Source organism: Natrinema hispanicum, assembly GCF_900111485.1.
In the GTDB taxonomy this organism is placed as follows: Archaea; Halobacteriota; Halobacteria; order Halobacteriales; family Natrialbaceae; genus Natrinema; species Natrinema hispanicum_A.
The window spans coordinates 148,572-173,823 of the sequence record NZ_FOIC01000003.1 but is presented as its reverse complement, the minus strand read 5'-3'; the positions used below and the strand labels follow the sequence as shown (position 1 = coordinate 173,823).

27 protein-coding genes are annotated in these 25,252 nt (G+C 61.8%); 8 read left to right on the top strand and 19 right to left on the bottom strand.

Annotated features, from left to right (window positions below; translation table 11 throughout):
• Nucleotides 1-36: 36 nt before the first annotated feature.
• Nucleotides 37-783, bottom strand: a complete 747-nt coding sequence (locus BSG09_RS04325) for a V-type ATP synthase subunit D (RefSeq protein ID WP_092930541.1) — start codon at nt 781-783, stop codon at nt 37-39.
• Nucleotides 784-900: 117 nt separating this feature from the next.
• Nucleotides 901-1,104: a zinc ribbon domain-containing protein gene (locus BSG09_RS04320; protein ID WP_092930539.1), complete on the bottom strand. Its 204-nt coding sequence runs from the start codon at nt 1,102-1,104 to the stop codon at nt 901-903.
• A 64-nt stretch (nt 1,105-1,168) separates the two neighbouring features.
• Here BSG09_RS04320 and BSG09_RS04315 point away from each other — a divergent pair, with 64 nt between their 5' ends.
• Nucleotides 1,169-1,375 (top strand): hypothetical protein, encoded by a 207-nt coding sequence (locus BSG09_RS04315; RefSeq protein WP_092930537.1) that lies wholly within the window; start codon nt 1,169-1,171, stop codon nt 1,373-1,375.
• A 39-nt stretch (nt 1,376-1,414) separates the two neighbouring features.
• Here BSG09_RS04315 and BSG09_RS04310 read toward each other — a convergent pair whose 3' ends face one another.
• The 9 genes from BSG09_RS04310 to ahaH form a co-directional block, all read right to left on the bottom strand.
• A complete protein-coding gene (locus BSG09_RS04310; protein ID WP_092930535.1) occupies nt 1,415-3,028 on the bottom strand; it encodes a long-chain-fatty-acid--CoA ligase in 1,614 nt (537 codons plus the stop codon).
• Nucleotides 3,029-3,210: 182 nt separating this feature from the next.
• Nucleotides 3,211-4,623: an ATP synthase subunit B gene (locus tag BSG09_RS04305; protein WP_092930533.1), complete on the bottom strand. Its 1,413-nt coding sequence runs from the start codon at nt 4,621-4,623 to the stop codon at nt 3,211-3,213.
• Between the two features lie 2 nt (nt 4,624-4,625).
• Nucleotides 4,626-6,389: an ATP synthase subunit A gene (locus tag BSG09_RS04300; protein ID WP_092930531.1), complete on the bottom strand. Its 1,764-nt coding sequence runs from the start codon at nt 6,387-6,389 to the stop codon at nt 4,626-4,628.
• Between the two features lie 3 nt (nt 6,390-6,392).
• Nucleotides 6,393-6,725 (bottom strand): V-type ATP synthase subunit F, encoded by a 333-nt coding sequence (locus tag BSG09_RS04295; RefSeq protein WP_092930529.1) that lies wholly within the window; start codon nt 6,723-6,725, stop codon nt 6,393-6,395.
• Complete coding sequence (locus BSG09_RS04290) at nt 6,722-7,789, bottom strand: V-type ATP synthase subunit C (RefSeq protein WP_092930527.1); 1,068 nt, start codon at nt 7,787-7,789, stop codon at nt 6,722-6,724. The genes BSG09_RS04295 and BSG09_RS04290 overlap by 4 nt, the downstream gene beginning before the upstream one ends.
• Nucleotides 7,786-8,367 carry a V-type ATP synthase subunit E gene (locus BSG09_RS04285; RefSeq protein WP_092930525.1) on the bottom strand — a complete coding sequence of 194 codons (582 nt, stop codon included), beginning with the start codon at nt 8,365-8,367 and terminating at the stop codon, nt 7,786-7,788. Before BSG09_RS04285 ends, BSG09_RS04290 begins: the two co-directional genes overlap by 4 nt.
• A gap of 22 nt (nt 8,368-8,389) precedes the next feature.
• The gene (locus BSG09_RS04280; protein ID WP_092930523.1) at nt 8,390-8,635 is read right to left on the bottom strand and encodes a hypothetical protein; all 246 of its coding nucleotides are present in this window, start codon (nt 8,633-8,635) and stop codon (nt 8,390-8,392) included.
• A 2-nt stretch (nt 8,636-8,637) separates the two neighbouring features.
• On the bottom strand, nt 8,638-10,866 hold the full coding sequence (locus tag BSG09_RS04275; RefSeq protein ID WP_092930521.1) for a V-type ATP synthase subunit I: 2,229 nt from the start codon (nt 10,864-10,866) through the stop codon (nt 8,638-8,640).
• Entirely contained in the window at nt 10,853-11,185 is a 333-nt protein-coding gene (ahaH, locus tag BSG09_RS04270; protein ID WP_092930519.1) for an ATP synthase archaeal subunit H, read from the bottom strand. The genes BSG09_RS04275 and ahaH overlap by 14 nt, the downstream gene beginning before the upstream one ends.
• 157 nt (nt 11,186-11,342) lie before the next feature.
• Between ahaH and BSG09_RS04265 the strand changes: the two genes are divergently transcribed.
• Nucleotides 11,343-11,966, top strand: a complete 624-nt coding sequence (locus BSG09_RS04265) for a methyltransferase domain-containing protein (protein WP_092930517.1) — start codon at nt 11,343-11,345, stop codon at nt 11,964-11,966.
• 4 nt (nt 11,967-11,970) lie between these two features.
• Here the strand turns inward: BSG09_RS04265 and BSG09_RS04260 are convergent, their stop codons facing one another.
• A complete protein-coding gene (locus BSG09_RS04260; protein WP_092930515.1) occupies nt 11,971-12,468 on the bottom strand; it encodes a type IV pilin N-terminal domain-containing protein in 498 nt (165 codons plus the stop codon).
• 70 nt (nt 12,469-12,538) lie between these two features.
• Entirely contained in the window at nt 12,539-13,768 is a 1,230-nt protein-coding gene (locus BSG09_RS04255; protein ID WP_463508176.1) for a DUF7096 domain-containing protein, read from the bottom strand.
• Nucleotides 13,769-14,191: 423 nt separating this feature from the next.
• Between BSG09_RS04255 and BSG09_RS04250 the strand changes: the two genes are divergently transcribed.
• Nucleotides 14,192-15,340: a helix-turn-helix transcriptional regulator gene (locus BSG09_RS04250; protein WP_092930511.1), complete on the top strand. Its 1,149-nt coding sequence runs from the start codon at nt 14,192-14,194 to the stop codon at nt 15,338-15,340.
• Nucleotides 15,341-15,376: 36 nt separating this feature from the next.
• Here the strand turns inward: BSG09_RS04250 and BSG09_RS04245 are convergent, their stop codons facing one another.
• Both BSG09_RS04245 and BSG09_RS04240 read right to left on the bottom strand, forming a co-directional pair.
• Nucleotides 15,377-16,087 carry a hypothetical protein gene (locus tag BSG09_RS04245; RefSeq protein WP_092930509.1) on the bottom strand — a complete coding sequence of 237 codons (711 nt, stop codon included), beginning with the start codon at nt 16,085-16,087 and terminating at the stop codon, nt 15,377-15,379.
• Nucleotides 16,088-16,277: 190 nt separating this feature from the next.
• Nucleotides 16,278-17,273 (bottom strand): radical SAM protein, encoded by a 996-nt coding sequence (locus BSG09_RS04240; protein WP_092930507.1) that lies wholly within the window; start codon nt 17,271-17,273, stop codon nt 16,278-16,280.
• A gap of 183 nt (nt 17,274-17,456) precedes the next feature.
• On the opposite strand from BSG09_RS04240, the gene BSG09_RS04235 reads away from it, so the two are divergent.
• Nucleotides 17,457-18,572, top strand: a complete 1,116-nt coding sequence (locus tag BSG09_RS04235) for a DUF373 family protein (RefSeq protein ID WP_092930505.1) — start codon at nt 17,457-17,459, stop codon at nt 18,570-18,572.
• Between the two features lie 9 nt (nt 18,573-18,581).
• Here BSG09_RS04235 and BSG09_RS04230 read toward each other — a convergent pair whose 3' ends face one another.
• The 3 genes from BSG09_RS04230 to BSG09_RS04220 form a co-directional block, all read right to left on the bottom strand.
• Entirely contained in the window at nt 18,582-19,424 is an 843-nt protein-coding gene (locus BSG09_RS04230; protein ID WP_092930503.1) for a polyprenyl synthetase family protein, read from the bottom strand.
• 181 nt (nt 19,425-19,605) lie between these two features.
• Nucleotides 19,606-20,559: an electron transfer flavoprotein subunit alpha/FixB family protein gene (locus tag BSG09_RS04225; protein ID WP_092930501.1), complete on the bottom strand. Its 954-nt coding sequence runs from the start codon at nt 20,557-20,559 to the stop codon at nt 19,606-19,608.
• Nucleotides 20,556-21,347 (bottom strand): electron transfer flavoprotein subunit beta/FixA family protein, encoded by a 792-nt coding sequence (locus tag BSG09_RS04220; protein WP_092930752.1) that lies wholly within the window; start codon nt 21,345-21,347, stop codon nt 20,556-20,558. The genes BSG09_RS04225 and BSG09_RS04220 overlap by 4 nt, the downstream gene beginning before the upstream one ends.
• Before the next feature lie 206 nt (nt 21,348-21,553).
• Between BSG09_RS04220 and BSG09_RS04215 the strand changes: the two genes are divergently transcribed.
• The 3 genes from BSG09_RS04215 (at nt 21,554) to BSG09_RS04205 (ending at nt 23,979) form a co-directional block, all read left to right on the top strand.
• Nucleotides 21,554-22,018 (top strand): TRAM domain-containing protein, encoded by a 465-nt coding sequence (locus BSG09_RS04215; protein WP_092930499.1) that lies wholly within the window; start codon nt 21,554-21,556, stop codon nt 22,016-22,018.
• 267 nt (nt 22,019-22,285) lie between these two features.
• A complete protein-coding gene (locus BSG09_RS04210) occupies nt 22,286-23,278 on the top strand; it encodes an MBL fold metallo-hydrolase (protein ID WP_092930497.1) in 993 nt (330 codons plus the stop codon).
• Nucleotides 23,279-23,520: 242 nt separating this feature from the next.
• A complete protein-coding gene (locus tag BSG09_RS04205; RefSeq protein ID WP_092930495.1) occupies nt 23,521-23,979 on the top strand; it encodes a Tfx family DNA-binding protein in 459 nt (152 codons plus the stop codon).
• A 16-nt stretch (nt 23,980-23,995) separates the two neighbouring features.
• Here the strand turns inward: BSG09_RS04205 and BSG09_RS04200 are convergent, their stop codons facing one another.
• Nucleotides 23,996-24,319 carry a DMT family transporter gene (locus BSG09_RS04200; protein ID WP_092930493.1) on the bottom strand — a complete coding sequence of 108 codons (324 nt, stop codon included), beginning with the start codon at nt 24,317-24,319 and terminating at the stop codon, nt 23,996-23,998.
• A gap of 113 nt (nt 24,320-24,432) precedes the next feature.
• Here BSG09_RS04200 and BSG09_RS04195 point away from each other — a divergent pair, with 113 nt between their 5' ends.
• Nucleotides 24,433-25,218, top strand: coding sequence for an SDR family oxidoreductase (locus BSG09_RS04195; RefSeq protein ID WP_092930491.1), 786 nt, complete (start codon nt 24,433-24,435; stop codon nt 25,216-25,218).
• Nucleotides 25,219-25,252 lie beyond the last annotated feature (34 nt).

Sequence of the window (25,252 nt, the reverse complement as noted above, 5' to 3'; positions counted from 1 at the left end):
GAATTCGTAGATGCCGGCCGTGACACTCAGCGTGCCTTACTGGTTGGCTGCCGGGGATTGTGCCGCGGTATCCGGCTGGATGTCCTCGAGGTCTTCTTCCGTCTCTTCGGTCTCCTCGTCGACTTCCTCGGCTTCTTCCTCGCGGGCCTCCTTCTCTTCTTGCTCCTTTTTCTCCTTGATCTTCTTCAGGCGGAACGTCTCTTCGCGTTCTTGCTCTTCGAGTTTCTGTTCGATGTACTCCTGGTTCTCGTAGAGTTCCGGGAGGAGCTTGAACTCGAGGGCGTTGACGCGCCGCTTGGTCGTCTCGATCTCACGGAGCATCTTCTTCATCGCCGTCTCGACTTCGGCGGCGAGAATGATGCTCTCGAGGAGATCCTCGTAGGCCTCAGCAGCCTCGTCGATGCGGGCGGACGTGCCCATGATCCCGTAGCCACGCTGGTCTAAGCTCTTCGAGACGCGCGAGGACTCGATCTGCGGGACGACGACGCCCATGATGTTCTTGGACTCGGTCGTGATCTCGGGGTTTTCCTGCAGTGCCGCGGCAGCACCGCGGACCGCGACGTCACCCTCCATCGCGCGAGCCATATTGATCTTTTGCTGGGCCTCCTCGTAGTCGTCGGCGAGGTCACCGCGGACGTCCTGGGCTTTGTCCAGAATGTCCATGAACTCCATGATCAGCCCGTCGCGTTTCTTCTCGAGCGTGCCGTGTCCCCGCTCGGAGAGCTCGATGCGATCCTCGATCGCCATCAAGTTCTTGCGGGTGGGCTTGACATCGTTGGCCATCTTGTGGGGGGATAGCAGTCCCAGTCGGATAACTGTTTACAGTTTCCGCGCGTGCTCGCGCCCGTGTAAGGGAAATCGATGTCGATGCGATGTCGTCGAACCCACTCGAGCGGACAGCTATCCGAGGAAGAGATCGATCATGTCGCCTGACGACTGTCCCTTGTAAAGCTCCGAATAGCCACAGTTCGTACAACTTACGACGTGAAACCGTCGATTCTGGATGTCGAGCATCTTCGATAACCCGCCTCCGGTCGTCGAGATTTCGTCGATTTCTGTCTCCGTGTTGCCACATTTCGGACAGCCGCGCTCGTCGTCTCTCATAGACGTCCCTTCCTGTCAACGCCATAAAATCTTTGTGCTCAGACCGCCGAGAACTCACCAAGCTATGGCAGTCGTTTTGGGCCTCGTCGTCGTGATGGCGCTCGTCGTTCCGTTCCTTCTCTGGCTATTGATCGACCAGGAAACGTCGAACCCGACCATTGTCGACCGCGCGGACGCAGAACGGATCGCGAAGGAACGCGGCGGCCGACAGTCATCGACCGACAGGACATCCGACGATGACGACGACCGAGATTCGTCTCGGTCGTTTTGAGCCGACGGCCACTGGGTGGACCGAACCGGGATGGCCGCATTATCCCTGTCCAACCATTCGGTCTTCGTCTTCCCACTCTTCCTGCCGGAGTTCGTACTTCTGGACTTTGCCCGTCGCCGTCGTCGGCAGCTGCTTGACGAACGCGACGCGGTGGACGGTCTTGTAGCCCGCGAGGTTCTCGCGGGTAAACTCCTCGAGTTCTGCTTCGGTCACGCCCGGCTCGGTCGGATCGCCGCTTGCGGGAACGACGAACGCCTTCGGCGTCTCGCCCCATTCGTCGCTGGGTGCCGGGATCACCGCCACGTCAGCCACCTCGGGATGGTCGAACAGCGTGTCCTCGAGTTCGATACTCGAGATGTTCTCGCCGCCGGAGATGATGATGTCTTTCTTGCGGTCCTGGATCGAGAGCATCCCGTTTTCGTCGATGGTGGCGAGGTCGCCCATGTGGTAGTAGCCCTCGATCCGATCGCTAAACGCCTCCTCGGTCGCCTCGGGCTTGCCCCAGTATTTCTCCATGATCTGGCTGCCGCGGACGACGACCTCGCCGAGTGTCTCGTCGTCGCGTGGAACGTCGTTGCCGTCCTCGTCGACGACTCGGATTTCGGTGCCGAGGTAGGCAAGCCCCTGCCGTTTCTTGATTCGGAAGCGGTCGTCACTGTCGTCGGAGAAGTGCCGTCGAGCGTCGGAGGTGGTGATCAGCGGTCCGGTCTCGGTCGCGCCGTAGACGTGTTTCATGTACCAGCCGAACTCGTCTTCGACGGTTCGGATGGTCGCCTCCGGCGGCGCGCTGCCGGCAGTTGCGAGCCGTACGTCGGCGTCGCCGGTCGTTTCTGGTTCGTTCTGCTCATAGTAATCGATCAACATATTCAGCACCGTCGGCGCGCCACACATGTAGGAGACGTCTTCCGAGCGGACGGTCTCGAAAATCTCCCCGGCGTCGATCCCGCGCGTACAGATGTGTTTCGCGCCGATTCCCGTCACCGCGAAGATGTGTCCCCAGCCGTTCGCGTGGAACATCGGCAGCGTCCACAGGTAGACATCGTCGTCGGTCAGGCTTTGATGACCAACCGTCAGGTACGCGTGGATCGTCTCACAGCGATGGGTGCGACAGACGCCCTGTGGATCGCCTGTCGTCCCCGAAGTGTAATTGATCGTGATGAGCTCGTCTTCGGCCATCTCGGGGCGGTCGTAGTCGGTACCAGCCTCCTCGAGCACGTCGTCGAACGACTCCCAGTCACCCTCGACTGCCTCGGTGTCGTTCGTGATGAATGTCTCCGTCGGCACCTCGTCGCGGATTGCCTCGATTTTCTCCGCGTAGTCGTAGTCGGCGTAAATCGCGTCGACGCCTGCATCCGATAGGATATATTCGAAGTCGTCGGGTGTGAGCCGGTAGTTCAGCGGTGTGTGGATCGCCCCAAGTTGCATGATTCCGTAGGCCGCCTCGAGATGATAGTGGGTGTTCGGGTCCAACACCGCGACGCGGTCGCCTTTCTCGATACCCCGTTCCTGAAGCGCTGCGGAGAACCGATCGGCCCGCTCGCCGAGTTCGGCGTACGTAAACCGTTCCCCCGTGGTGGCGACGACTGCCTCGTCGTCGCCGTAGTGCGTTCGCGTCCGGTCTAAGAACTCCGGCACGAGTAGTGGTTTGTGCATACATACCACAGGTTGTCAGCACGATATACGATAGTTTCGATTAGACAGATTGCTGATGATGACCGCCGTGACTGCCACTCGGTGAGACGTCTGTCACTACTGGTGATCTCGCGAGCCACGACGCGCCGCGGTGACGACACCTGAAAGAAAGAATCGAAGCGATGAACGAAGCGAGCGGCGGCTCAGTCAGCCTGTACGGCTTCGGCCGTCTCGTCTTCGCGGTAGTGCTCTTCGATGAGTTCCTCGTCGATCCGGTTGAGTTCCGTCTTCGGCAGGTCCGAGAGCAGATCCCAGCCGAGCTCGAGCGTTTCGTCGATCGAGCGGTTGGTGTCGTACCCCTGCTGGACGAACTCTTCCTCGAAGCGGTCGGCGAAGTCAAGGAACTTGTTGTCCCGCTCGGAGAGTGCTTCGCGACCGACAATGTTCACGAGGTCGCGCAGGTCTTCACCCTCTGCGTAGGCGGCGTACATCTGGTCGGAGACGTCGCCGTGGTCCTCACGCGTGAGGCCCTCGCCGATCCCGTCGTCCATCAGCCGCGAGAGGCTTGGCAGGACGTTGACCGGCGGCTCGATACCCTGGCTGTTTAAGTCCCGATCCATCATAATCTGGCCTTCGGTAATGTAGCCAGTCAGGTCCGGAATCGGGTGGGTGTCGTCGTCGCCGGGCATCGTCAGGATCGGGATCTGCGTGACCGATCCTTCCTTACCCTCGATCCGACCGGCACGCTCGTAGAGCTGTGCCAGGTCTGTGTACATGTATCCGGGGTAGCCACGTCGACCCGGAACCTCCTCACGTGCGGCACCGATCTCGCGCAGTGCCTCACAGTAGTTGGTCATGTCCGTCAGGATGACCAGCACGTGGTAGTCCTCCTCGAAGGCGAGGTACTCGGCCGTGGTGAGCGCGAGTCGCGGCGTGACCTGCCGCTCGACTGCGGGGTCGTCCGCGAGGTTCATGAAGACGACGGAGCGCTCGAGTGCGCCCGTGCGCTCGAAGTCGTCCATGAACTCGTTTGCCTCTTCGGCGGTGATCCCCATCGCACCGAAGACGACAGCGAATTCGGAGCCTTCGCCGTCGCCTTCCTCTTCTTCAGGCACCGTTGCCTGACGGGCGATCTGGAGTGCGAGTTCGTTGTGGGGCAGCCCCGATGCGGAGAAGATCGGCAGCTTCTGGCCCCGAACCAGCGTGTTCATGCCGTCGATGGCCGACACACCGGTCTGGATAAACTCCTCGGGATACTCCCGGGAGAAGGGGTTAATCGCTTCGCCGACGATGTCCTGTCGTTTGTCGGGGACGATCTCCGGGCCGCCGTCGATCGGGTTCCCGGAGCCGTCGAGCACCCGCCCGAGCAGATCCTCGGTGACGGGCATCTTCATCGTCTCGCCCAGGAAGCGAACGGAGGCGTTGCGGTCGATTCCGCCCGTGCCTTCGAACACCTGGATCGAGACGATACCCTCGCTCGATTCCAGTACCTGTCCGCGAAGGGTGTCGCCCTGTGGGGTCTCGATTTCGACGATTTCGTCGTACCCGACCGGCTCGTCGACCTCGGCGAACACCAGCGGACCGCTGATTTCCGTGATTGTCTGGTACTCTTTCATTGTTAGTACAGTGCGCGGAGTTGTTCTTGGAGGTCGTTCTCGATCTCGTCGATGAACTCGTTCCACTCTTCGGCCGTGCCCATCCGGTTGAGCCGCGGCGCAGCATCGACGCTCTGGATCTCCTCGACCGGGACGCCAGCCTCGAGTGCCTCGAAGGCCTCGTCGCTGAACGTCTTGATCGCCTGGAGCATCCGGTAGGTCTTATCCGGTTCGCAGTAGGTGTCGACGTCGTGGAGCGCGTTCTGCTGGAGCCACGCCTCACGCAGGTAGCGTGCGACCTCGAGGGTCAGCTGCTGGTCTTCCGGCAGCGCGTCCTTACCGACGAGCTGAACGATCTCTTGGAGTTCGTCCTCCTCGTCGAGCACGTCGACGGCCCACTGGCGAACCTCGGGCCAGTCGCTTTCGACGTTCGATTCCCACCACGGGTCGAGCTGGTCTTTGTACAGCGAGTAGGACTCGTTCCAGTTAATCGCCGGGAAGTGTCGCCGTTCTGCAAGGTCGGCGTCCAGCGCCCAGAACGTCTTGACGATACGCAGGGTGTTCTGGGTGACCGGCTCGGAGAAGTCGCCGCCAGGCGGCGAGACTGCACCGACGACCGAAATCGACCCTTCGCCGCCGTTGATCAGCTGGAACTTGCCCGCGCGCTCGTAGAACTCGGAGAGTGCAGCCGCCAGGTATGCGGGGTAGCCCTCTTCGCCGGGCATCTCCTCGAGTCGGCTCGAGATCTCCCGCATGGCCTCTGCCCACCGCGAGGTGGAGTCGGCCATCAGTGCGACGTCGTAGCCCATGTCGCGGTAGTACTCCGCAATCGTGATCCCCGTGTAGATACAGGACTCACGGGCTGCGACGGGCATGTTCGACGTGTTGGCGATGAGGCAGGTCCGGGCCATCAGCGGGTTCCCGGTCTGCGGGTCAGGCAGTTCCGGGAAGTCCTCGATGACCTCGGTCATCTCGTTGCCACGCTCGCCACAGCCGATGTAGACGACGATGTCCGCGTCGGACCACTTGGCGAGTTGCTGCTGAGTGACGGTCTTCCCGGAGCCAAAGGGCCCAGGAATCGCTGCCGTCCCACCCTTCGCAAGCGGGAACAGCCCGTCCTGAATGCGCTGTCCGGTCACGAGGGGCTCGGTCGGCGTCTCCTTCTCACCGGCGGGCCGGGCTTCACGAACCGGCCACTCCTGGTGCATCTGGATCTCTTCGCCGTTGTCGAGTTCGACGATGGTCTCCTCGACCGTGTACTCGCCACTCTCGACGTTCGTGACTTCGCCACCCTCGTAGTCCGGCGGCACCATGACCTTGTGGTCGATGGTGATGGTCTCTTCGACAACCCCGACGACGTCGCCGGGTTCGACCGTGTCGCCTTCCGTGACTTCAGGATTGAACTCCCACTTCTTCTCGAGGTCGATCCCGGGGGCGTCGACCCCGCGGTCGAGGAACGCCGTCCCCATCTTCTCCTCGAGGACGTCGAGCGGGCGCTGGACACCGTCGTAGATGGAGTCCAGCATACCGGGTCCGAGGTCGACACTCAGGGGCTCGCCCGTGTTCTGGACGGGCTCACCTGGGCCGACGCCGGAGGTTTCCTCGTAGACCTGAATCGTGGTCAGGTTTCCTTCGATCTCGATGACCTCACCCATCAGTCCTTCGTCGCCGACGTAGACGACGTCGTTCATCCGGGCGTCGAGGTCCGTGGCGGTCACGACAGGACCACTCACGCTTTCGATTACACCGTCTTCGTCGACGGATTCGATGTCTTCTGCCTGGCTCATAGTTTAGCTGTCTTCGTCCTCTTCCATCAGGTCGATACCGATCGCGCGTTTGATCTGCTCGCGCAGGCCGCCGCCACCGGTGCCGCTCCCGATCGTGACGACAACTGGCTCGACGCTCGTTTCGACCTCCTGGCGAACGTTACGCGACAGGTGCTCGAGGTCGTCGTCGTGCATAACGACGATCCCAACGCCCTCGTCTTCGAGAGCGGCTGTCGCGGCGTCGTCTAGCTGTTCGTCTTTCTCGTCGTCCGGCACGTTCTCGAATCGACTGACTCCCGCAAGGCGGAAGCCGGTCGTAAACTCCGGGCTGCCGACGACTGCGATTTCCTGGCTCATAGCACCACCAATTCCTCTTCGATCTCGTTTTCATCGAGTCCGACCTCACGGCCCCGTGCGATGGCACGGATGTTCTCGACCTCGCGCTCTTTCGCGAGGATGTACGACAACACGGCCGAAACCGAGGTCGGGTAGATGCTCGAGAGCGTATCCGAGTACTCGAGTAACGCAGCGTCTAGTGCGTGCTCGAACTGGATAAGGCTGTCAGCATCGCGCAACTGATCGAGCGCCTCCGAGAGGCGGTCGCCGTAGCGGCGGTCCTCGGAGATGTGATCGACGAGCGCGTCGTAGTCGCCGACGAGCCGGTTTAGATCGGACTCGTCGAACAGGACGCCACCGTCGATGTAGTACGCCGCAGGGTCGAGGTCGGCACCGCTGCGGGCAAGCCGAAACGCGTTCCGGGCGTTCCGGAAGTCGATCTCGGCCTGCAGGAACTCGATATAGTTCGCGACTGGGCCTTCCTGTGGCTCGTCGCCAGCTCCACGGGAGAGGTCTTCGAGCAAGTTCTCGTAGAACTCCCGGTCTAAGGCGTTCTCGAGGGGGACGAGCGCGCCCGCCTCTTCGTATTCCTCGAAGGCCTCGGTCAGCGCCTCGTAGTACATCGTGCCGTAGAGCACTTCGATCGCGTCCTCGATCGTGTCGGTCTCGAGGAGACGATCGATCGTCCGGTCGTCGAGTTCGCCGGCGCGGATGAGGTCCGTGCGGATCTCTTCGGGATCGCTATCGGTGTAAATCCCACGGAAGATCGTCTTCAGGTTCCAGACGTCGAACTTCCGGAGGTACCGAGCGATGAGGTCGTAGAGTCGCCCCTGCGACCAATCGATCATGTCCTCGAAGTGCTTTGCGAGATTGCGGTTGAGCGCGTACTCGATCAGGTCGACGCCCGAAAAGCGCGTTCCGAGCTCGTTGATCTCGCGCTCGTACTCGGTCTCCTCCATGAACCGCGCGATCTCGCTCGGCCCCATCCGGATCAGCTTGCGGTAGTCTTCGTCCGAGAACAGCGAGGCTCGGCGTGACCGGACGCGAGCGTTCACGTATTCCGGATTTGAGGCACCTGCGCTCATTGCTCGAAGAGTCGGTTGCTGATCTCCTGAAGGTTGTCTTCCCACACGTCCTCGAGAACCGAGTCGAACGTGTTGTTGACTCGGACGCGGGATTGCTCGCTCTCGACGACGACGCCGCCGAGACAGTCGACGCTGCCGGCGTACTCGTAGCCGTCGTATTCGTCGACGATCGACTCGAGCAGTGCCTGGTCGTCGCTGCGACCGTAGACGCTGACGTCGTCGCCCGCGTCGAACTCGTCGCGTGCAGCCTCGAGCAGGTCGCGGGTCAGCTCCTCGCGAGTGTCGCCCTCGAGGGCGGCGAGTTCGTCCTCGACGGCCTCGTTGACTTCTCCGAGGACGTCACGACGGGCCTCCAGACGCTTCTGTTTCGCCTCCAGCTTCGCACTGGAGAGACGCTGTTCGCGGAGTTGGTCGATCTCGCGCTCAACTTCCGCTTCCGCGTCGGCGAGGATTTCCTCGGCGTCGGACTCGGCGGCCGATTCGATCTCCTCGGCGCGCGTTTCGCCCTCGGCGCGGATGTCCTCCGCACGCGCGTTGGCCTCTTCTCGAATGTCTTTGACGACTGTGTCCAAACTCATTGGTGAAGAAGGGGGGTGGCTTTTACACGATGAAGACGACGACCAGGGCAAGGATCACGAGTGTCTCTGGGAGGACGGTCATGATCAGACCTGGAACGAACATGTCGTCGTCTTCAGCGATTGCGCCGACTGCCGCTGCGCCGATACCACGCTCGGCGTAGCCCGCCGCGAGCGCCGCGAGGCCGACAGCGATTGCCGCTGCGCCAGAGTTTTCGAGAGTTGGTCCGGCCGCCTGTGCCGCCTGCATTGCGATGTCAAGTTCACTCATTGTTAGTAGTCCTCAATGTGGTTTCGATCGGTTCCGAACGGTTCGTAGTTCTCCCCACCGCCTTCATAAAACTTGTTAAAGAATTCGACGTACTCGAGACGAACGGCCTGTAAGCCGGCGCTTGTCACGCCAAGTGCTAGCACGACCACGTGCCCGAGTACGAGAATCACAAGTCCGCCGAGCAGGGCTGCGGTGCCCGAGTGCATGAGGCCGTTGAAGACGACCTCGGCACCCTCGCCGTAGTGTTCGGCGACGTAGCTCGGCTCGTGCGTTCGAAGGAAGTGGAACTCGCCGTTGGGGTCCTCGTACGCGCCGAAGAACAGCAGGTTGACCACGAACGCCATACCGGCCTTCGCGAGCAACACTGCGCCCATCCGGGTGTACGAGAAGACGTTCACGACGACGTCGAGCGCTTCGACGGCTTCGACGGGTTCGCTGACGATCAGCATCACGAGCCCAATCAGGAACATGAGCAGCGGTGCTGTCAGCTCGAACCCGAGTCCTGGGACGGTGAACAGTCCCAGTCCGGAGAACCCAGTGAAGCCGATCGGGAACGGTCCGCCGCTTGCGAACGTCTCGAACAGGAAGTCCGGCTTCGCGGCCTCGCCCTGGGTCGAGAAGATCCAGATCCAGATGCCGTTGAGCATCAGGATCCACGATCCGCTGTGGAACAGGGCATCCTTGAAGCCGTGGCTAAGGTTCTCGAAGAAGTCCAGGATGTATCCAATGTTGAGGTGGAGAATCCCGGCCAGCACGCTAATGACCATCCAGCCAAGCGCGAAGTCGGCGGCTGCCGGCTCGAGTCCCTTGTTCAGCGGGAGCAGTTCGACGTTGCTCCAGACGACTGCGCCCAGGACGTGCAGGCCGAAGATTTCGCCGTACACGAACCCGAAGATGGTCGTGAATAGACCAGCCCAGACGGCGACACCGCCGAGACTGGAGATCGCGTCGTTGTCGACCTGCGTTACCATGTAGCCTCCGATGGCCATGTAGATGATGCCGTAGCCGGCGTCACCGATCATGAACCCGAAGAACAACGGGAACGTCAGGAACAGGAAGATCGTCGGATCGAACTCGCTGTATTTCGGCATGCTGACCGCCTGCACCAGCACTTCGAACGGCTTCGCTGGACCCGGATTGTCCTGTACCGTCGGCGGCTCGTCGCCCATCGTGACCGCCGATCCGCCGTCGGTAACTGCCTTCTGCTGCTGCTCGTCCGCGTCGGCGGGCGATTCGTCTTCGTCGGCCGCCGGCTGCGTGCCCTCCAGATCCGTTTCAGTGTGGGCGTGTGCGCCGTGGCGGTCGTAATCCGCCCGCTCGAGTTCTTCGATCTCGACGCTGTCGCCGACCGCGTCGTTCAACGCAGCGACGAGTCGGTCGTAGTCGCCGGTCGGGATCCAGCCTTCCGAGACGAACGCGCGATCTGTCGTCGCGAACTGTAGCGGCGCTTCCGCCTGCTGAACCTCCATCGTGAGGTGTTCTTCGACTCGAAGGAGGAAGTCGGCTTCCGCTTGCTTGATCTCCTCGAGCTCCGTGTCGATCTCGTCACGTCGCGACTCGAGGGACTGCTTTTCGTCCTCGAGCTCTGCGACGTACGCCTCGGGGCTCTGTTCGGTCTCGGGAACCTCGTGGCGGGTGACGTCGACGCCGACGAGCGCGTCGTCGATCGGAGCCTCACCGGCGTCTTCGGTGGGTGCGGCGACAACCGCCACGACGTCACCACCGGTGAACGTCTCGAAGGCCCGAATCTCGTCGGACGCGCCGACGGCGTCGTCGATTGCGTCGACGTTGCCTTCAACGACGACGACATCGACCGATTCGTACCCCGACAGCAAGTCGAGGTCGATGCCCAGTTCGGCAAAGGGCGCGACACGGTCGATCTTCTCGTCGACCTGCCGCAGTTCGTTGGTGATCTCGCCGCGGCGATCGTCGAGTTCGTTGACCCGCGTGCGGATCTCCTCGAGTTGCGCTTCCCAGCCCTCGTCGATGCTCCCCGGTTCGGCGTCGTCGGCCGACACGTCCAGGGTGCTCTGAAGGGCGCGGACGGTCACCAGCTTCTCGGATGCCTGATCGGCACCGGCGATGGGATTACCGTTGTCGAACCCCTCCCATGAGCCGTCGTAGTCCGAGAGATGTACCAGGTTCAGTCCGTGGATCGTCTCGATGACCGTGGGCATAACGCCCCGGGAACCGGTCACCGAGACCTTGCTCATCCGTTCAGGTCTGAGCATGGACGTCCTCCTGGAACAGTTCGACGACGTGGTCGGTCACTTCGTCGACCCGGTTTCGGGCGCGCTCGGCGAGTGCCGCGCGCTCCTGTTCGCCTTCTTCGAGGACCTGCTCGCATTCTGCATCGATCTCTTCGCGAGCCTCCTCCAGGCGGCGCTCTTTGAGCTCCTGCGCCTCCTGTTCCGCTTCTGTGCGAATTTCCTCGGCACGTTTCCGGGCCTCGGCTATTCGCTCGTCGCGGTCGTTTTCTGCCAGTGCGACGATCTCGTCGGCCTCGTCTTCGGCCGACTGAATTCGTTCGAGAACCTCTGGCCTCGGCATACTCTAAGCAATCAGACGTTTGCCAGAGCGTGTATATGGTAGTTGCGAAAGTGACTCAGTGGCTGTCGTTCTCGAATATCTGGTAATACCGCATTAGTCGCAGCTCATAGCGCCGAGAACAGCAGACATATGTCGATTGGATCGAAATCGATTACTAATGGGACTTCTCGAGAACAAGGCCCGTGCCCGACTGTTTTATAAGTACCTCTCGCGGGTCTACGATCAGGTGAACCCCTTCATCTGGACCGAGGAGATGCGCGACGATGCCCTCTCCCTGCTCGATATCGAGGAGGAAATGACCGTCCTCGACGTCGGCTGTGGGACCGGCTTCGCGACCGAGGGGCTGCTCGAGCACGTCGACGAGGTCTACGCGCTCGACCAGAGCGAACACCAGCTCGCACAGGCCTACGAGAAGTTCGGCAAACACGCGCCGCCGGTGCACTTCCACCGTGGTGACGCCGAACGACTCCCGTTTGCGACCGACACGTTCGATGTCGTCTGGTCCTCGGGCTCGATCGAGTACTGGCCGAACCCGATCCTTGCGCTCCGGGAATTCCGCCGCGTCCTCAAACCCGGTGGGCAGGTGCTCGTCGTCGGCCCGAACTATCCCGATAACGTCATCAGCCAACTGCTTGCCGACTCGATTATGCTCTTCTATGACGAGTACGAGGCCGATCAGATGTTCAAGACCGCCGGCTTCGAGGACGTGAAACACGCCTTTATGGGCCCGTCGTACGAACCTGACGTCGCGATCACGACGATCGGCCGCGCACCCGAATAGCGGCTTAGCTCGCCGTCGTCTCGAGTGTCGCCACCTGTCGATCGTCGACGGCGAGCGTGACGGTGACCGAATCGCCTGCTGTAAGCGTCGGCCTGTTCGTTCCCGCGATCGACACGCCGGCACGTTCTCCTGCTGTCCACGTCGAATCGCTTTTCGCATTGAACGGGCCGTCGGGCGCGCCATCGAACCCGCGCGCGCCGACGAACGGAACCGGCGGTTGTGCGGCCAACTCCGTGCCGTTGATTGCGATCGTCACCGACAGCGTCTCGACGTCGATGTCATCTCCTGCGAGGTGTTCGATCACGATCGCGGCGCTGTCGCCGTCAGCCGAGAGCTCGAACGTCGCGGTTGGGCCGGCTGGCTCGAGCGTCCACGCACCAGCACCAACGGCGACGATCGATGCCAGACAGACGGTCAGCGCTAGCAGCAAGATGACACCAAGACTCTGGCTGATACCGCGCGACCTGCTATCGGCGATCGTGCTTGCCTCTTCGCTCGCCATCACGACCGTCTGGCCGCGTATTACCGTATAAAGGTCAGCTTGCCCGTCGACCGGGCGCTGGCCGGCACCACTAGCTATTCGAAACTGGGACGGTGACGTTGGATCCCGTCGGCCGCTCTATCGTGAGTTCGTATCCGCCACTGGGTGGGACATACCAGAGGCTGCCATCCGCGTTCGTCTCGCCGACGTTGAAGCCGCTGATCGTGATCGTTGCTGTAACTGGCTCGCCGCTCTCTCGGTTGGTGACAGTCACTTTCTGTGGGCCGTTTGCGGCCGTCTTGTCGACGACGACCTTGAGCCCGTCTTTCTGCCACTCTTGCTGACGAACCGTTGGCAATATCTCTGGGACCAGTGTCTGTAGCTCACGATGAATATCCCCTGTGCCGCCATCAAGGTACGCTTTGAGCTCACCTTGCTCGTGGGAGATGTCGATCTGGTACAGCTGTGCCGTCGTGTATTCGCTCACCGACGGTGACTGCCCCGTGTCGTACGCCCAGGGATAGAGGTCATCGCTGTGCCCGTATGCCTCCGGGAGATTGGCGAACTGGGTCGACGTCGATGTATCCCGGTTGTCGAATCGGGTCGCTTCGCGGAGGTAGTCCTCGTCGAGCGTCTCGAGAACGTATCCACTCTCGGATGTCTCGACGGAGATATACGCGATTGCGCCGTTTCCATACGCGCTCGACCAAAGCTGGTCGCGGATTTGGGTGCGATGCATCTTGAGTTTGTCTTGCTGGTCTGCGACCGATAGTGAACTCCCAGAAACACGATCCGACCGCTCTTCGAGTGTATCGAACGCTTCGGAGAGGGCTGCTGCCTCCTGATAATTTCGGAGCAACGTTTTCAGCAATTGTCTACTCGAGAGGTCCCCAGCAGCGTGTGCTCTCACCGCCTGCTTTTCGCGTTCCCTGAGGGTATTCGAGCGGTCTTTCAGCCGGTCGTATGTGGTTTGGAGTAAGGCACGCCGTTCTGCAGTGGTTGCATCGGTGAACTGTCGATCGAGCGTGACGTACTGGGTATGATCGATCCGAAGCTCGTCGTCCGTGCTCGCGAGCGCGACACCAAGGTCAGGGCCGTACTCGGCGTACTCGCTTCTGGCTGCACCCCCGAGCGAGAGCCGGTTCGTCGTATTCGACACTGGCTGGAGCCCGGAGTCAGCCGGGTCGATAGCCGCTACCTCATGCTGAACCGACATCGTTGCGGGTGCGCCTGCTGAAGATCCGGATGTCGCCATCCCTGGGACGACAGTCAGGGATGAGACGAGAAGTAATGCGAGGAGGGGCGGAATCGAGCGGTTCATCGTCGAATCGTAACCTCTCCTGATACAAAAACTGGTCGCACTGCTATTGACCCACGAGGATGAGAAATGACCGTGCCCTAATCATGTATTGACACTGAATTAGAAGCGCTCTCCGCCCTCGAGCCGCTTCGCTTCCGCTGGTAACGCTTTATTTTTCGATGGAAAGTGTTTTTTCCCCCGGGAAACCACCCGTTGATACGCATGCGGGTATCCACCGCCATCACAGTTGCCCTCTCAGCCCTCCTGGTGGCGTCTTTCCTTGGGACGGTGGTCGCTATACCGGGTGCAGCCGCTTCCCCCGCGCCCGAACAGACGGCTGCAGATCCCGATCGGCCCCGTGTATCACTGGATCATGTCACGTCCCCGCTTTCGAGTGATTCTCACGCGTGGTCAGTCGAACAGTCAGTATCGGTTCCCACTGCAGTGCAGTCGACTAGTTCGACTCCGGAAGCGACGCCAAAGCAGGTCATTCGGCTCACCGTTCGCGATAATGGGGACGTTCGATGGACAATCGAAAGTCGGTTTCTCCTGACGAACGAGAGCGACGTTGAGTCGTTTCGAGCGTACGCCGACCAGGTCACGGCCGGCGAGCGAATTGTTGGTCTCACACCCGAGCAGTTCGAACGTTTCCGTCAGATCGCTCAACAGGAAACCGGTCGCGAGATGTCGATCAAAGACGCCCAGTGGGACGAACCGCGAATCACCGAGCCATCGGCCGACGGTGACGGCAGCGACGAATCGAATCCCACCACCGAGAACGCTCGGCTCGGAGTCATCTCATATTCGTTTACCTGGACTAACTTTGCGACCGTCGACGGTGATCGAATCCACTTCGGTGATGCGTTTCAGACGGATGATGGAACGTGGATGGGACTGACCGAAGGACAGCGTCTCGTCATTGAAACACCACCTCAATACGCCCTCGAGACGCCGACATCGCTCACCTGGGATGGTCCCTACGAGTTTACCGCCGACGAACTCGAGATCGTGTTCGTTCGGACCGGAACCCTTCCGTCGTCGATGTCTGGCTGGCTGATCGGGGGTGTCCTCGTGCTTATCGCTACCATCGGAACCGGTGGCTACCTGTTGGCGAAACGTGACGGCAGGACCGAGCTTCCGATCCCGATCGATCGACTGCCGTTGCACGAACGGCTCGGATTCGGCGACCGCGATACCGACGAGCACGCTGCTCGAGCGGCGGAGACCGCCAGCAGGTCCGAGTCCGGATCCGAATCTGGGGACTCCTTAGCCGGCTCAGAGCCAGCTGACGGGGCCGTCACAGGAGAGAACGATGCTGACCGTGGTCGCGGAACCAGTCTCGAGTTCGAGGAATCCACCCATCAGGATGTCGACCCCGAGCTGTTAAGCGACGAGGAGCGTGTCCTCCGTCTCCTCCAACAAAACGGCGGCCGAATGAAACAGGCGTCGATCGTCTCGGAGACCGGCTGGTCGAACGCCAAGGTCTCGCAGTTGCTATCGAAGATGGACGACGACGACGAGATCGAGAAACTCCGCATCGGGCGGGAGAACCTCATCACGTTGCCGGGCGTCGATCTGACTAATTTCGACTGATCGGCTCGGTACGACCGTGATGAGGTGGGCCAGTGCTTAGTTCTCGGCCGATTCCGAGTCGGAGGCGGTCGAACTCGAGCCGTTAGCGTCCGTGTCCGGGGTGTATTGAATCTCGGTACCGACCGCGTCGTAGATATCATCCCAATCTTTGTCTTCGTCCATCAGGAAGACCTCGACGGTCAGCGAGCCAGCGCCGAATTCTTCGATCCCTGCCGGTCGAACGTCGATGTGGAACGTCCCGTTTTCGTCCATCCTGACCTCGTCCGTTCGTTCGATAATCTTCCGGTTGTCCTCGCCTTCGTTGATCTTGACGAAGAAGTACGGCTCGCCCTCTAGGTCGCCGTGTTCAGCCGGATCAACGTCTTCCATGCTGGTGTTGGCGACGACCTCGAGGTTGAAGTTCGAGTATCCGTCACCGCTTTCGGCGGGCACTTTGTCGACGAACGTGACGGACTCGATTCGGTCCTCGCGTTTGTCTTCCAGCGGCCGATTCGGCTCTTCGGGCGGATACCATGCTGCATCGGCGGTGTCATCGCTACGATCCGTGCTCGTATCGTCCTCGGTTCCGTTCGGTTCGACAGTCGAAGTGGTGTTCGCATCGGCGGTTCCGTTTGTGACTGGGTCGGTCACTGACTTCGTGTCGGTCTCGTTTGCCGGTTCACCGGCTGGGGTACCTCCGAGGGCACTACACCCGGAGAGGGCCACAAGCAGTGCAACGGCGACAACTGCGGCGTTTCGGAATTGCATCGTAGTCACGTCTTCCGGGACAGCGCCATTACTACACCCTCGATAAGTGGTCGCCACTCGATCGACTGCGAATAGACCAGAAACGGGCTGAAACGGCTATTTTCGGGACGTTGTACGTTGCGGGACGAACATTATACTGTGCAAAAAGTCGCTTTGACTGCGCTGCCTTCCCAAAAACCGCTTGCGGCCCCTAGGCTAACGGCGTCCGCTCAACGACTTGTCCGTCGTAGGTCGGATACTGCTCGACGATCTCACCGTCCTCGAGATCGCCTTCTTCGATCATCTCCTCTAAGAGCCACCAGGCGACCTCGACGTGGTTCGTCTTGACTGTGTAGAACTCTTCGGGGACGCCAAGCGCCTCGAAGCGTTCAGGATCGGCATACGTTTTCCCGTAGACGAGCGTGCCGTCGTCGGTGATGTCGTCGAACTCGCGGCGGACGTTGCGGGCGATGCGTTTCAGGCGGCGGCGGTGCTGGGCTGCGTCCTTGAACACGGAGGTACAGAAGTAGACTCGCTCGTGATCGCCCATGACCTCGAGAATGTCCTCGCGGTCGCCGTCGACAGCGCTCATGTGGTCCTCTTTGAGCTCGTATCCTTGTTCCTGCATCCGACGGTAGTTCCCGTCGCTCATCTCGAACTCGTTGATGTTACAGAACTCGGCTGCGCCCTCATCGAGGAACTCGAGGAACTCCGCTTCGGCGCGGATGCCGGGAATCTCGAAGGCGGGCGTGAGCCCTTCTTCGCGAGCGATATAGAGGATCTCCTCCCATTCGGTGCCGTGGAGCTCACCCCACTGTTCGTAGGGCGGATGGAAGCGAATCTCGTCTAAGCCCGCTTCGGAAAGGCGACGCATGTTCTCGCGACCCCCGGTGATCCCGGTGTAGAGGTGGGTGTGGTGGTCCTCGCCGAACTCGTCTTTCAGGAGCTCGAGGTAGTGACAGGTCCGCCCCAGCGCCTCCTGGGGCTCGCCGCCAGTGATCGATGTGCCGAGTGCGTCCATTCGGTGGGCTTCGGTGAGGACGTCTTCGTCGCTTTCGACACGTCGTTCGTTGGCGTAGACGTCGGTGACGTTTTTGCGATTCTCGCCAAGCGGGCAGTAAAAGCAGTCGCGCTGGTCGCAGTAGCCGTAGACGAACAGCACCATCTTCCCCCCTTTCGCGCACTGCTCACAGCCCTTCGAGATCATTCGGACAAACGTACCCGTCCGAGCCTCAAAAGGGGTACGAATCCACGTCGTCGCTGTGCCCCGTTGATCCGTGTCGTGGGTCGACCCGTTGGTGTGTCTCGATGCGATCCGACGCCCATCGGACACGGACTGGGATGGTCCGTCCCAGAAGACGGAAATAGCGCGGTGTGCAACTATGAGCCGATGCTGCTGGTCCTCTGTGTCGACCTCGACGACGATCTCGGCCGCAAGACCGGCTTTTCGACGCCGGTCATCGGTCGCGACCCAGTCGAGGAGGCGGCCGTCGCCCTCGCGACCGCGGATCCGGAGGACTCGGACGTCAACGTCATCTTCCAGGGATTGCATATCTACGACGACCTTGCCGAGCGCGACGAGAGCGTCGAGGTCGCCGTCGTCACCGGCAACGATCAGGGCGATGTTAGCGCCAACCGCGAGGTCGGTAACGAAGTCGATACCGTCCTCGCGAGTCTCTCGACCGGCGAGGACGTCACTGCGCTCGTGATCACCGACGGTGCACAAGATGAATCCGTCATTCCGATCATCCGTTCGCGAGTCCCCATCGACGGCGTCCGGCGGGTCGTCGTCCGGCAGGCCCAGAACTTAGAGTCGATGTACTACACGATCAAGCAAGTGCTCGACGACCCCGAGACGCGCGGAACGGTCCTGATCCCGCTTGGCATTCTCCTGTTGATCTACCCGCTTGCGCTGGTCGGAGCCGTCCTGAACCTCCCAGGAATGGTGTTGGGAACGACGTCGACACTGCTTGGACTCTATCTCATCTCGCGTGGACTTGGCCTCGGTGACCGGCTCGATACGGCTGTCGAACGCGCTCGCCGATCGCTATACGCCGGCCGGACGACCCTGTTTGCGTACGTCGTCGCCGCCGCTCTGTTCGTCCTCGGTGGCGTCAGCGGACGCGACAGTCTCGCGGCCATCCGGGCGTCGTCCGGTGGCGACCTCGAGGCTCCCGTCATACTCGCCGCACTCGTCTATGGCTCGATCCACTGGTTTGCCGCGGCGGGACTGACGACCAGTCTCGGTCAGATCACCGACGAGTACATCGCTGGCTCGCTCGAGTGGCGTTATCTCAACGCGCCTTTCTACGTGCTCTCGATCGCGGTCGTCCTTCATGCGGTGAGCGCGTTCTTCCTCGGCACTGTCGAGATGACGTATCTCGCGGTGGCGCTGACTGCAGGGACGGTACTAGGAATTATAAGCACACTTACGTTTGCTGTCGCGGAATCACGACTATCCGACACGGAGCGCGAGGAGGGAACGCAACAGGCTGAGCGGATCTAACGAGTTGTGTTACCGTTCACGCTGAACGACGAATTCCGCGAGCTCGAGGAGATACTGTCGGGCGTCGGAATCAGCGACCTCGACACGATCCAAGGCGTCGATCGCGCGGTCGGCTTCCCGCCGGGCGGCGGCGTTGGCCTCGTCCGGCGTGAGATCAGTCACCTGAACGACCGACGGCCGCTCGAGGGCAGCGTCGTGGCCGGTCGGTTTGCCGAGCGCTTCGGGATCGGCGACGGCGTCTAACACGTCGTCTCTGATCTGGAAGGCAACGCCGACCCGTTCTGCGTATTCGCCTAGCGCATCGACGGTGACGGGGTCGGAGTCGGCAGCGATCGCGCCCAGTTCGGCGGCAGCCCGGAACAGCGCGCCGGTCTTTCGGCGTGCGAGCGTCATATACTCGTCTTCGTTGGCTGGCTGGGCTGCCAGTTCGGTCGCCTCGCCGACGCCAAGTTCGACCATCGCCTCGGCGACGACGCGCGTCGCGTCCGGATCGGGTGAAAAGAGCGCGAACGCCTCGCCCAGTAAGCCGTCGCTGGTGATAATCGCCGGGCCGTGACCGAACTCAGCCCAGGTACTGGTCGTCCCGCGTCGCAGTTCGGAGCGATCGATGATGTCGTCGATGACAAGCGACGCCGTATGGACGAGTTCGATGCCGACGCCGAACTCGACGGCGTCCTCTGCCCGTCCACCCACCGTTTCGCAGGCCAACAGCGTCACCATTGGCCGGACGCGCTTCCCCCCGGAAAGCGCGATGTGGCGAACTTCGTTGGAGAGCGTCTCGGGCTCGACCCCTTCGACCACCTCGACGAGGCGCTTTTCGATCAGTGCCCGTCGGCGCTCCAGCAGTTCCATCAACCGCGCTTAGGAGTGGGTAGAAAAGTAGCTGACGGATCCGAAACGAAACTTTTGCACAATCAGTGATCCATACAAAAAATACCGGACAAAAACACTGGAAGAGTGAAGCGCTGTCGCGCCCTCGTTCACGCCGTTTCCGAGGACGACTGCTCACTCGCGCTGCTCGTTCGCGGTTTGGCTACTGGAATTCGTCGATGAGTTCGGGGACGACATCGAAGAGGTCGTCGACGATCGCGTAGTCGGCAATGTCCATGATCGGCGCGTTGGGGTCGGTGTTGATCGCGACGATCGTATCGGAGCCTTTCATGCCAGCGACGTGCTGGACGGCACCCGAGATACCGATCGCGATGTAGACGTCGGGCGTGACGACCTTCCCGGACTGGCCGACCTGCCGGTTTTTGGGCAGCCAGCCGTTGTCGACGATCGGGCGCGAGGACGACAACGTCGCATCGAGTGCGTCAGCCAGTTCGCGGATCATCTCGAGGTTCTCCTCTTCTTCGATCCCACGGCCGACCGAGACCAGCAGCTCGGCTTCGCTGATGTCGACGTCGCCGCCGCCGACTTCCTCGAAGCCGGTGACGGTCGAGCCGACCGTGTCCTCGTCGATGTCGGCATCGAAGGCTTCGATCGCGGCGTCGCCGGTGCCCTCGGCGGCGGGCCATTCGGCACCGCGGATCGTGACGACGGCGTCGCCCTCGAGTTCGGTGGTCGTCTCGACTTTGCCGCCGTACATCTCGCGGGTGGCGACGAGCGTCTCGCCGTCGGCCTCGAGCTCGACGGTGTCGGTGACGACCGGCAGATCGAGATCGTTCGCGACGGCGGGCGCGTAATCGAGTCCGTTGACGCTGTTGGGAGTGAGGACGTACTGTGGGGCGAGTTCGTCGTAGAGCTGCGTGACCGCTTGTGCGTAAACGTCGTGGTTGAATTCTTCGCCGTGGTCGACGGTGTGGATCGCGTCGACGCCGTCGCGGTTGAGTTTGTCCGCGAAGTCGTCGACGGTGCCGCTGATGACCGCAAGGTGGAGGTCGCCGCCGGTTTCGTCGGCGAGTTCGCGGCCGGCGGTGATGATCTCGTAGCTGACATCGCGGAGGTCACCGCGTCGGTGGTCCGCGACTGCGAGGACGTCGCTCATTGTGCCACCCCCTTGTCGCGAAGCAGGTCACCGAGCTCTGCAGCCGTCTCGTCGGCGCTTCCCTCCCAGACGGTCGCGTCGCTTTCGCTCTCTGGCTCGTACATGTCCGTCAGCTCGAGTTCGGTTTCGATCGCGCTCTCGTCGACGCCGATATCATCGAGCGTCTGGACGTCGAGTTCCTTGCGTTGGGCCTGCCGAATGCCCCGCAGGCTCGCATACCGGGGCTCGTTGATCCCGGTCTGGATCGTCAGGACCGCTGGCAGTTCGATATCGGTCAGCTCCTCGACACCGCCCTCGAGTTCGCGTCGAACCGACGCGACGCCGTCCTCGAGATCGTGTTCTAAGTGATTGACGACGGCACCCCACTGGAAGCCGATTTCTTCGGCGACCGAAACGCCGGTCGCGCCAAAGCTGTCGTCGCCAGCCTGAACGCCCGAGAGCACGAGGTCAGGCTCTTCGGCCTCGATGACGGCGCTGAGGATTTCGGTCTTGGCGTTGACGTCGAGCAGGTCGACGTCCGCTAAGGCGTCGTCCCAGACGCGGACAGCACGGTCGGCACCCTTCGCGAGTGCCTGCCGAATGGTCTGTTCACAGTCTTCCGGCCCGATTGTGACCGCGACGACTTCATCGGCGAGTCCGTCTTCTTGGAGCTGGACGGCCTCTTCGATCGCGTAGTCGTCCCACTCGTTCAGGTCGGCACCGAGGTACTTGTCCGCGATTTCGGTTCCCTCGATTTCGAACTCGTCTTCGACGGTCGCCACCTCTTTGACCGTAACGAGAATTTTCATCATGGGATAGTGCAACGCCCACCCCGTAAACCTTTTCGAAATCGGAAGCTATTCACCCCCCGTTCAGCTACCATATTTTAATAATTATTCGATCTGAGTTAGATCTGCTTTCACTATCTCTATTGTTTGCTACCAGCGTTTTGTTCGTCTTCCGTCCCCGTCTCGAAGACGGAAACGGTTTAACACCGCCGCCAGTAGTACTGTGCATGGCAGACTGTCCACTCGCCGACGACTGCCCGGAGTTCTCCGAACGGATCTCGGGTATGGGATGCCAACACTACGGCGACCGGGGTGGCAAGGAGTGGTGTAACCACTACAACCAGCCGATCGAGGATCTCAAAACCCAGCCGGTCAAGGCAGGCGAGGAGGTCGTCATCGACGTCGTCGACATGCACGAAAGCGGTGCCGGCGTCGGCCGAACCGAGGACGGATTTATCGTGATGGTCGACGGCGTCCTGCCGGAAGCGCGCGCTCGCGTCGAAATTACGCGGGTCCACAGCAATCACGCCCGAGCAGAGGAACTCGAGCTCCTGCCGATGGAACCCGCCGAAGACGAGGACGACGAAGACGACGAGCCTGCAACGGCAGACGATGTCGACGACGAATCCGATGACGGTCGCTCGCCCGACCGTGAGCGACTCGGTAGCCGCGAGAACTTCTGGGGCTCCTAGCGTCTCGAGTGGACAGTCGACGCGGGCCGTGGCGAGTCCGGACAGGACGAGATAACCGCTGATACGGCAGACGGCATCGACGGCTCGATTGTAGTCATCGCTGACCCTACCGACCGCACGGTGGCGGCCGTTCTCGTCTCGGCCACCGTGCTTGTTGCCGTAATACCTATTCTTTGCGCGCGGGAATCCGACTGGTCGCAAACATGGGCTCGGCTCTCCTGTGCCGCTTCAGGTAACGTTTTCTCAACTAGCGTGTGATACGTGTTCATGGAACGTCTTTCGCTGTCGAACGCCGCGTTCGAAGGTGATAACAACGCATATCTGTTCGCGGATGGCTCGGCGGTGACGCTGATCGATACCGGTGACTGGATGGCGACGACTCGCGAGCAACTCGAGACGGCACTTTTTCAGCACGGCCTCGGGCTGGCGGATATCGACCGGATCCTTCTGACTCACTGGCACCACGACCACTGTGGGCTGGCCGGCGAGATTCAGGCCGAAAGCGGCGCTGACGTGTACGTCCACACCGACGACGCGGCGCTTGTCGAGGGCGACGAAGCGGCCTGGAACGCGATGGACGACCGCTACCAGCAGTCCTTCGAGGAGTGGGGAATGCCCGAAGACAAACAGACAACCCTTCGTGAACGGTTGACCGACGGCGAGACGACCGTCGAGACGCCGACGGTCACCACGTTCGAGGACGGCGAGACGTTCTCAGTCACCGGCATCGACCTCGAGGTCGTTCACACCTCCGGACACGCCGCTGGGCTCTGTATGTTCGAGACGGAGATGGACGGCGAGCGACAGGTCTTCTCCGGCGATGCACTGTTGCCAGTCTATACGCCCAACGTCGGCGGTGCGGACATCCGCGTCGACCGACCGCTCGAGAAGTACCTCCGCGCGCTACAGGGAATCGTCGACGCCGACTACGACCGCGCGTGGCCGGGGCATCGGACGCCGATCGATGACCCGGCTGGTCGTGCCCAGTACATCATCGAGCACCACGAGGAGCGTTCCTGGCGGGTTCTCGACGCGCTGGACCGACGCGGCCCCTGTGATGCCTGGACCGTCAGTGCCGACCTGTTCGGGGAACTCGAGGACATTCACATCCTCCATGGCCCCGGTGAGTCCGGCGCACACCTCGAGCACTTAGCGCGCGAGGGGACCGTCGTCAGAGAGGGAGCCGAGTATCGCCTCGCTGACGGCGTCGCCGATACGCTCGCCGAGCTCGACGAAGAGCGCTGGGAACTCGCGTTCTGAGAGTCGGCGGGAACTCGAGGTATCTGTCCGTCGTGCCTGCTCGGAATGCCACATCTTGCGGGCCGGCTCACTCGCTGCTCCTCGCGTACTGTTCACTGATCCCCTGCACCCAGCAGCGTCACCGTCGACCGCCGTGTACCGGCGTGGAGACGATGGCCGGGACCGTGGAAGCTTTGATCCCGCCGACAGCTAGAGTCTACTATGGCCACGCGAGCCTGCAACGTCTGCGGGGGCGGGTCGCCGTGATCGACGAGGTTGCGGACCTGCTCGAGGAGATCGGGTTCGATCCTGAGACCAGCGTGTTGACCTACCGGCAGGCACAGGTGCTCGCGTTACGCGAACGCGACGTCTCGCAGGCCGACATCGCCGAGGCGCTGGGGACCTCTCGAGCGAACGTCTCATCGATCGAGTCAAGCGCCCGCGAGAACGTCACGAAAGCCCGTGAGACGGTCGCGTTTGCGGAGGCGCTTCGCGCGCCGGTCCGGGTTCGCGTTCCCGCCGGAACCGACCTCTATGACGTGCCCGAACTGGTCTACGACGCCTGCGATGAGGCCGGCGTCAAGGTCGATTACACTGCGCCGGACCTGATGAAGGTCGTCAGCGACGCCGCCGGCAGCGCGGTTACGGGCCGACAGATATCGACGCCGCTGATCGTTGGGGTGACCTCGGAGGGAATGGTTCGGGTCCGCCACCAGGACTGAGACGGACGCCTGTCAGTCAGTGCCCGCTCGAGACGACGTTGAGACCGACGACCCCGACGACGATACAGCAGATGAAGGCGAGTCGGGCGACCGTTGCTGGCTCGTCGAGCAACACGATGCCGAGCGTTGCCGTCCCGACCGCGCCAATCCCCGTCCAGACTGCGTACGCGGTACCGATCGGTAGCGTTTGAACCGCGTTCGCGAGCAACACCATGCTCAGGACGAGTGCAATCGCTGTTCCGACCGTCGGCACCGGTTTCGAGAAACCATCGGAGTAGTGGAGCCCGATTGCCCATGCGACTTCGAACAGTCCTGCACCGAACAGCAGCGGCCATGACATCGGTGCTACCACTCGGCTCTCGCCGACCTATAGTACAGCGATACCTGACGGCCACAGCGAGATCCCCTGCCGGCTCCCCGAGAGATTTGTACGCGCCTGTCGTCGAGTCAGGCATGGACCTCGAACTCGACGGCAATTCGGCGTTGGTGACCGCGTCCTCGAGCGGCCTCGGTTTCGCGAGCGCACAGGCACTCGCCGAAGACGGCGCGAATGTCGCAATCTGTGGCCGCAATGAGGAGCGACTCGCGGACGCCCGCGCAGAACTGGACGCGGTGGGAACGGGTAACGTGCTCGCGGTGCAGGCCGACCTGACTGACCCGGATGCTGTCTCCCACCTCGTCCGCGAGACGGTCGACGCCTTCGGCGGCCTCGACCACCTCGTCACGTCATCGGGCGGGCCGCCGAGTACGACCTTTCTCGAGACCGACGAACAGGACTGGTACCGAGCCTACGACCTGCTGGTGATGAGCGTCGTCTGGACGATCGAGGAGAGCTACGAGCACCTGCTCGACTCTGAGTACGGGACGATCACCTGTATCACCTCCAGAACCGTTCGGGAAGTCGTCGACGGCCTGCTGCTGTCGAACTCGGTTCGCCGCGGCGTGATCGGCCTCGTCAAGACGGTTTCCCGGGAGTTCGCACCCGAAATCCGCGCGAACGCGGTGTTGCCGGGGACGATTGAGACGTCCCGAATCGAGGAACTCATCGATGCCAGAGTCGAACGGGGCACCTACGACGACTACGAGGAAGGACTGGCGGCGATGGCCGGCGACATCCCGATGAACCGCATCGGCGAGCCCCGCGAGCTTGGCGACGTGGTCGCCTTCCTCTCGAGTCCACGCGCGAGTTTCGTCACCGGAGCTGAACTTCCGATCGACGGCGGCCTGCTTCGAAGCTAGATCTCCGATGTCCGTTCGCCACTCCGACGGTCAG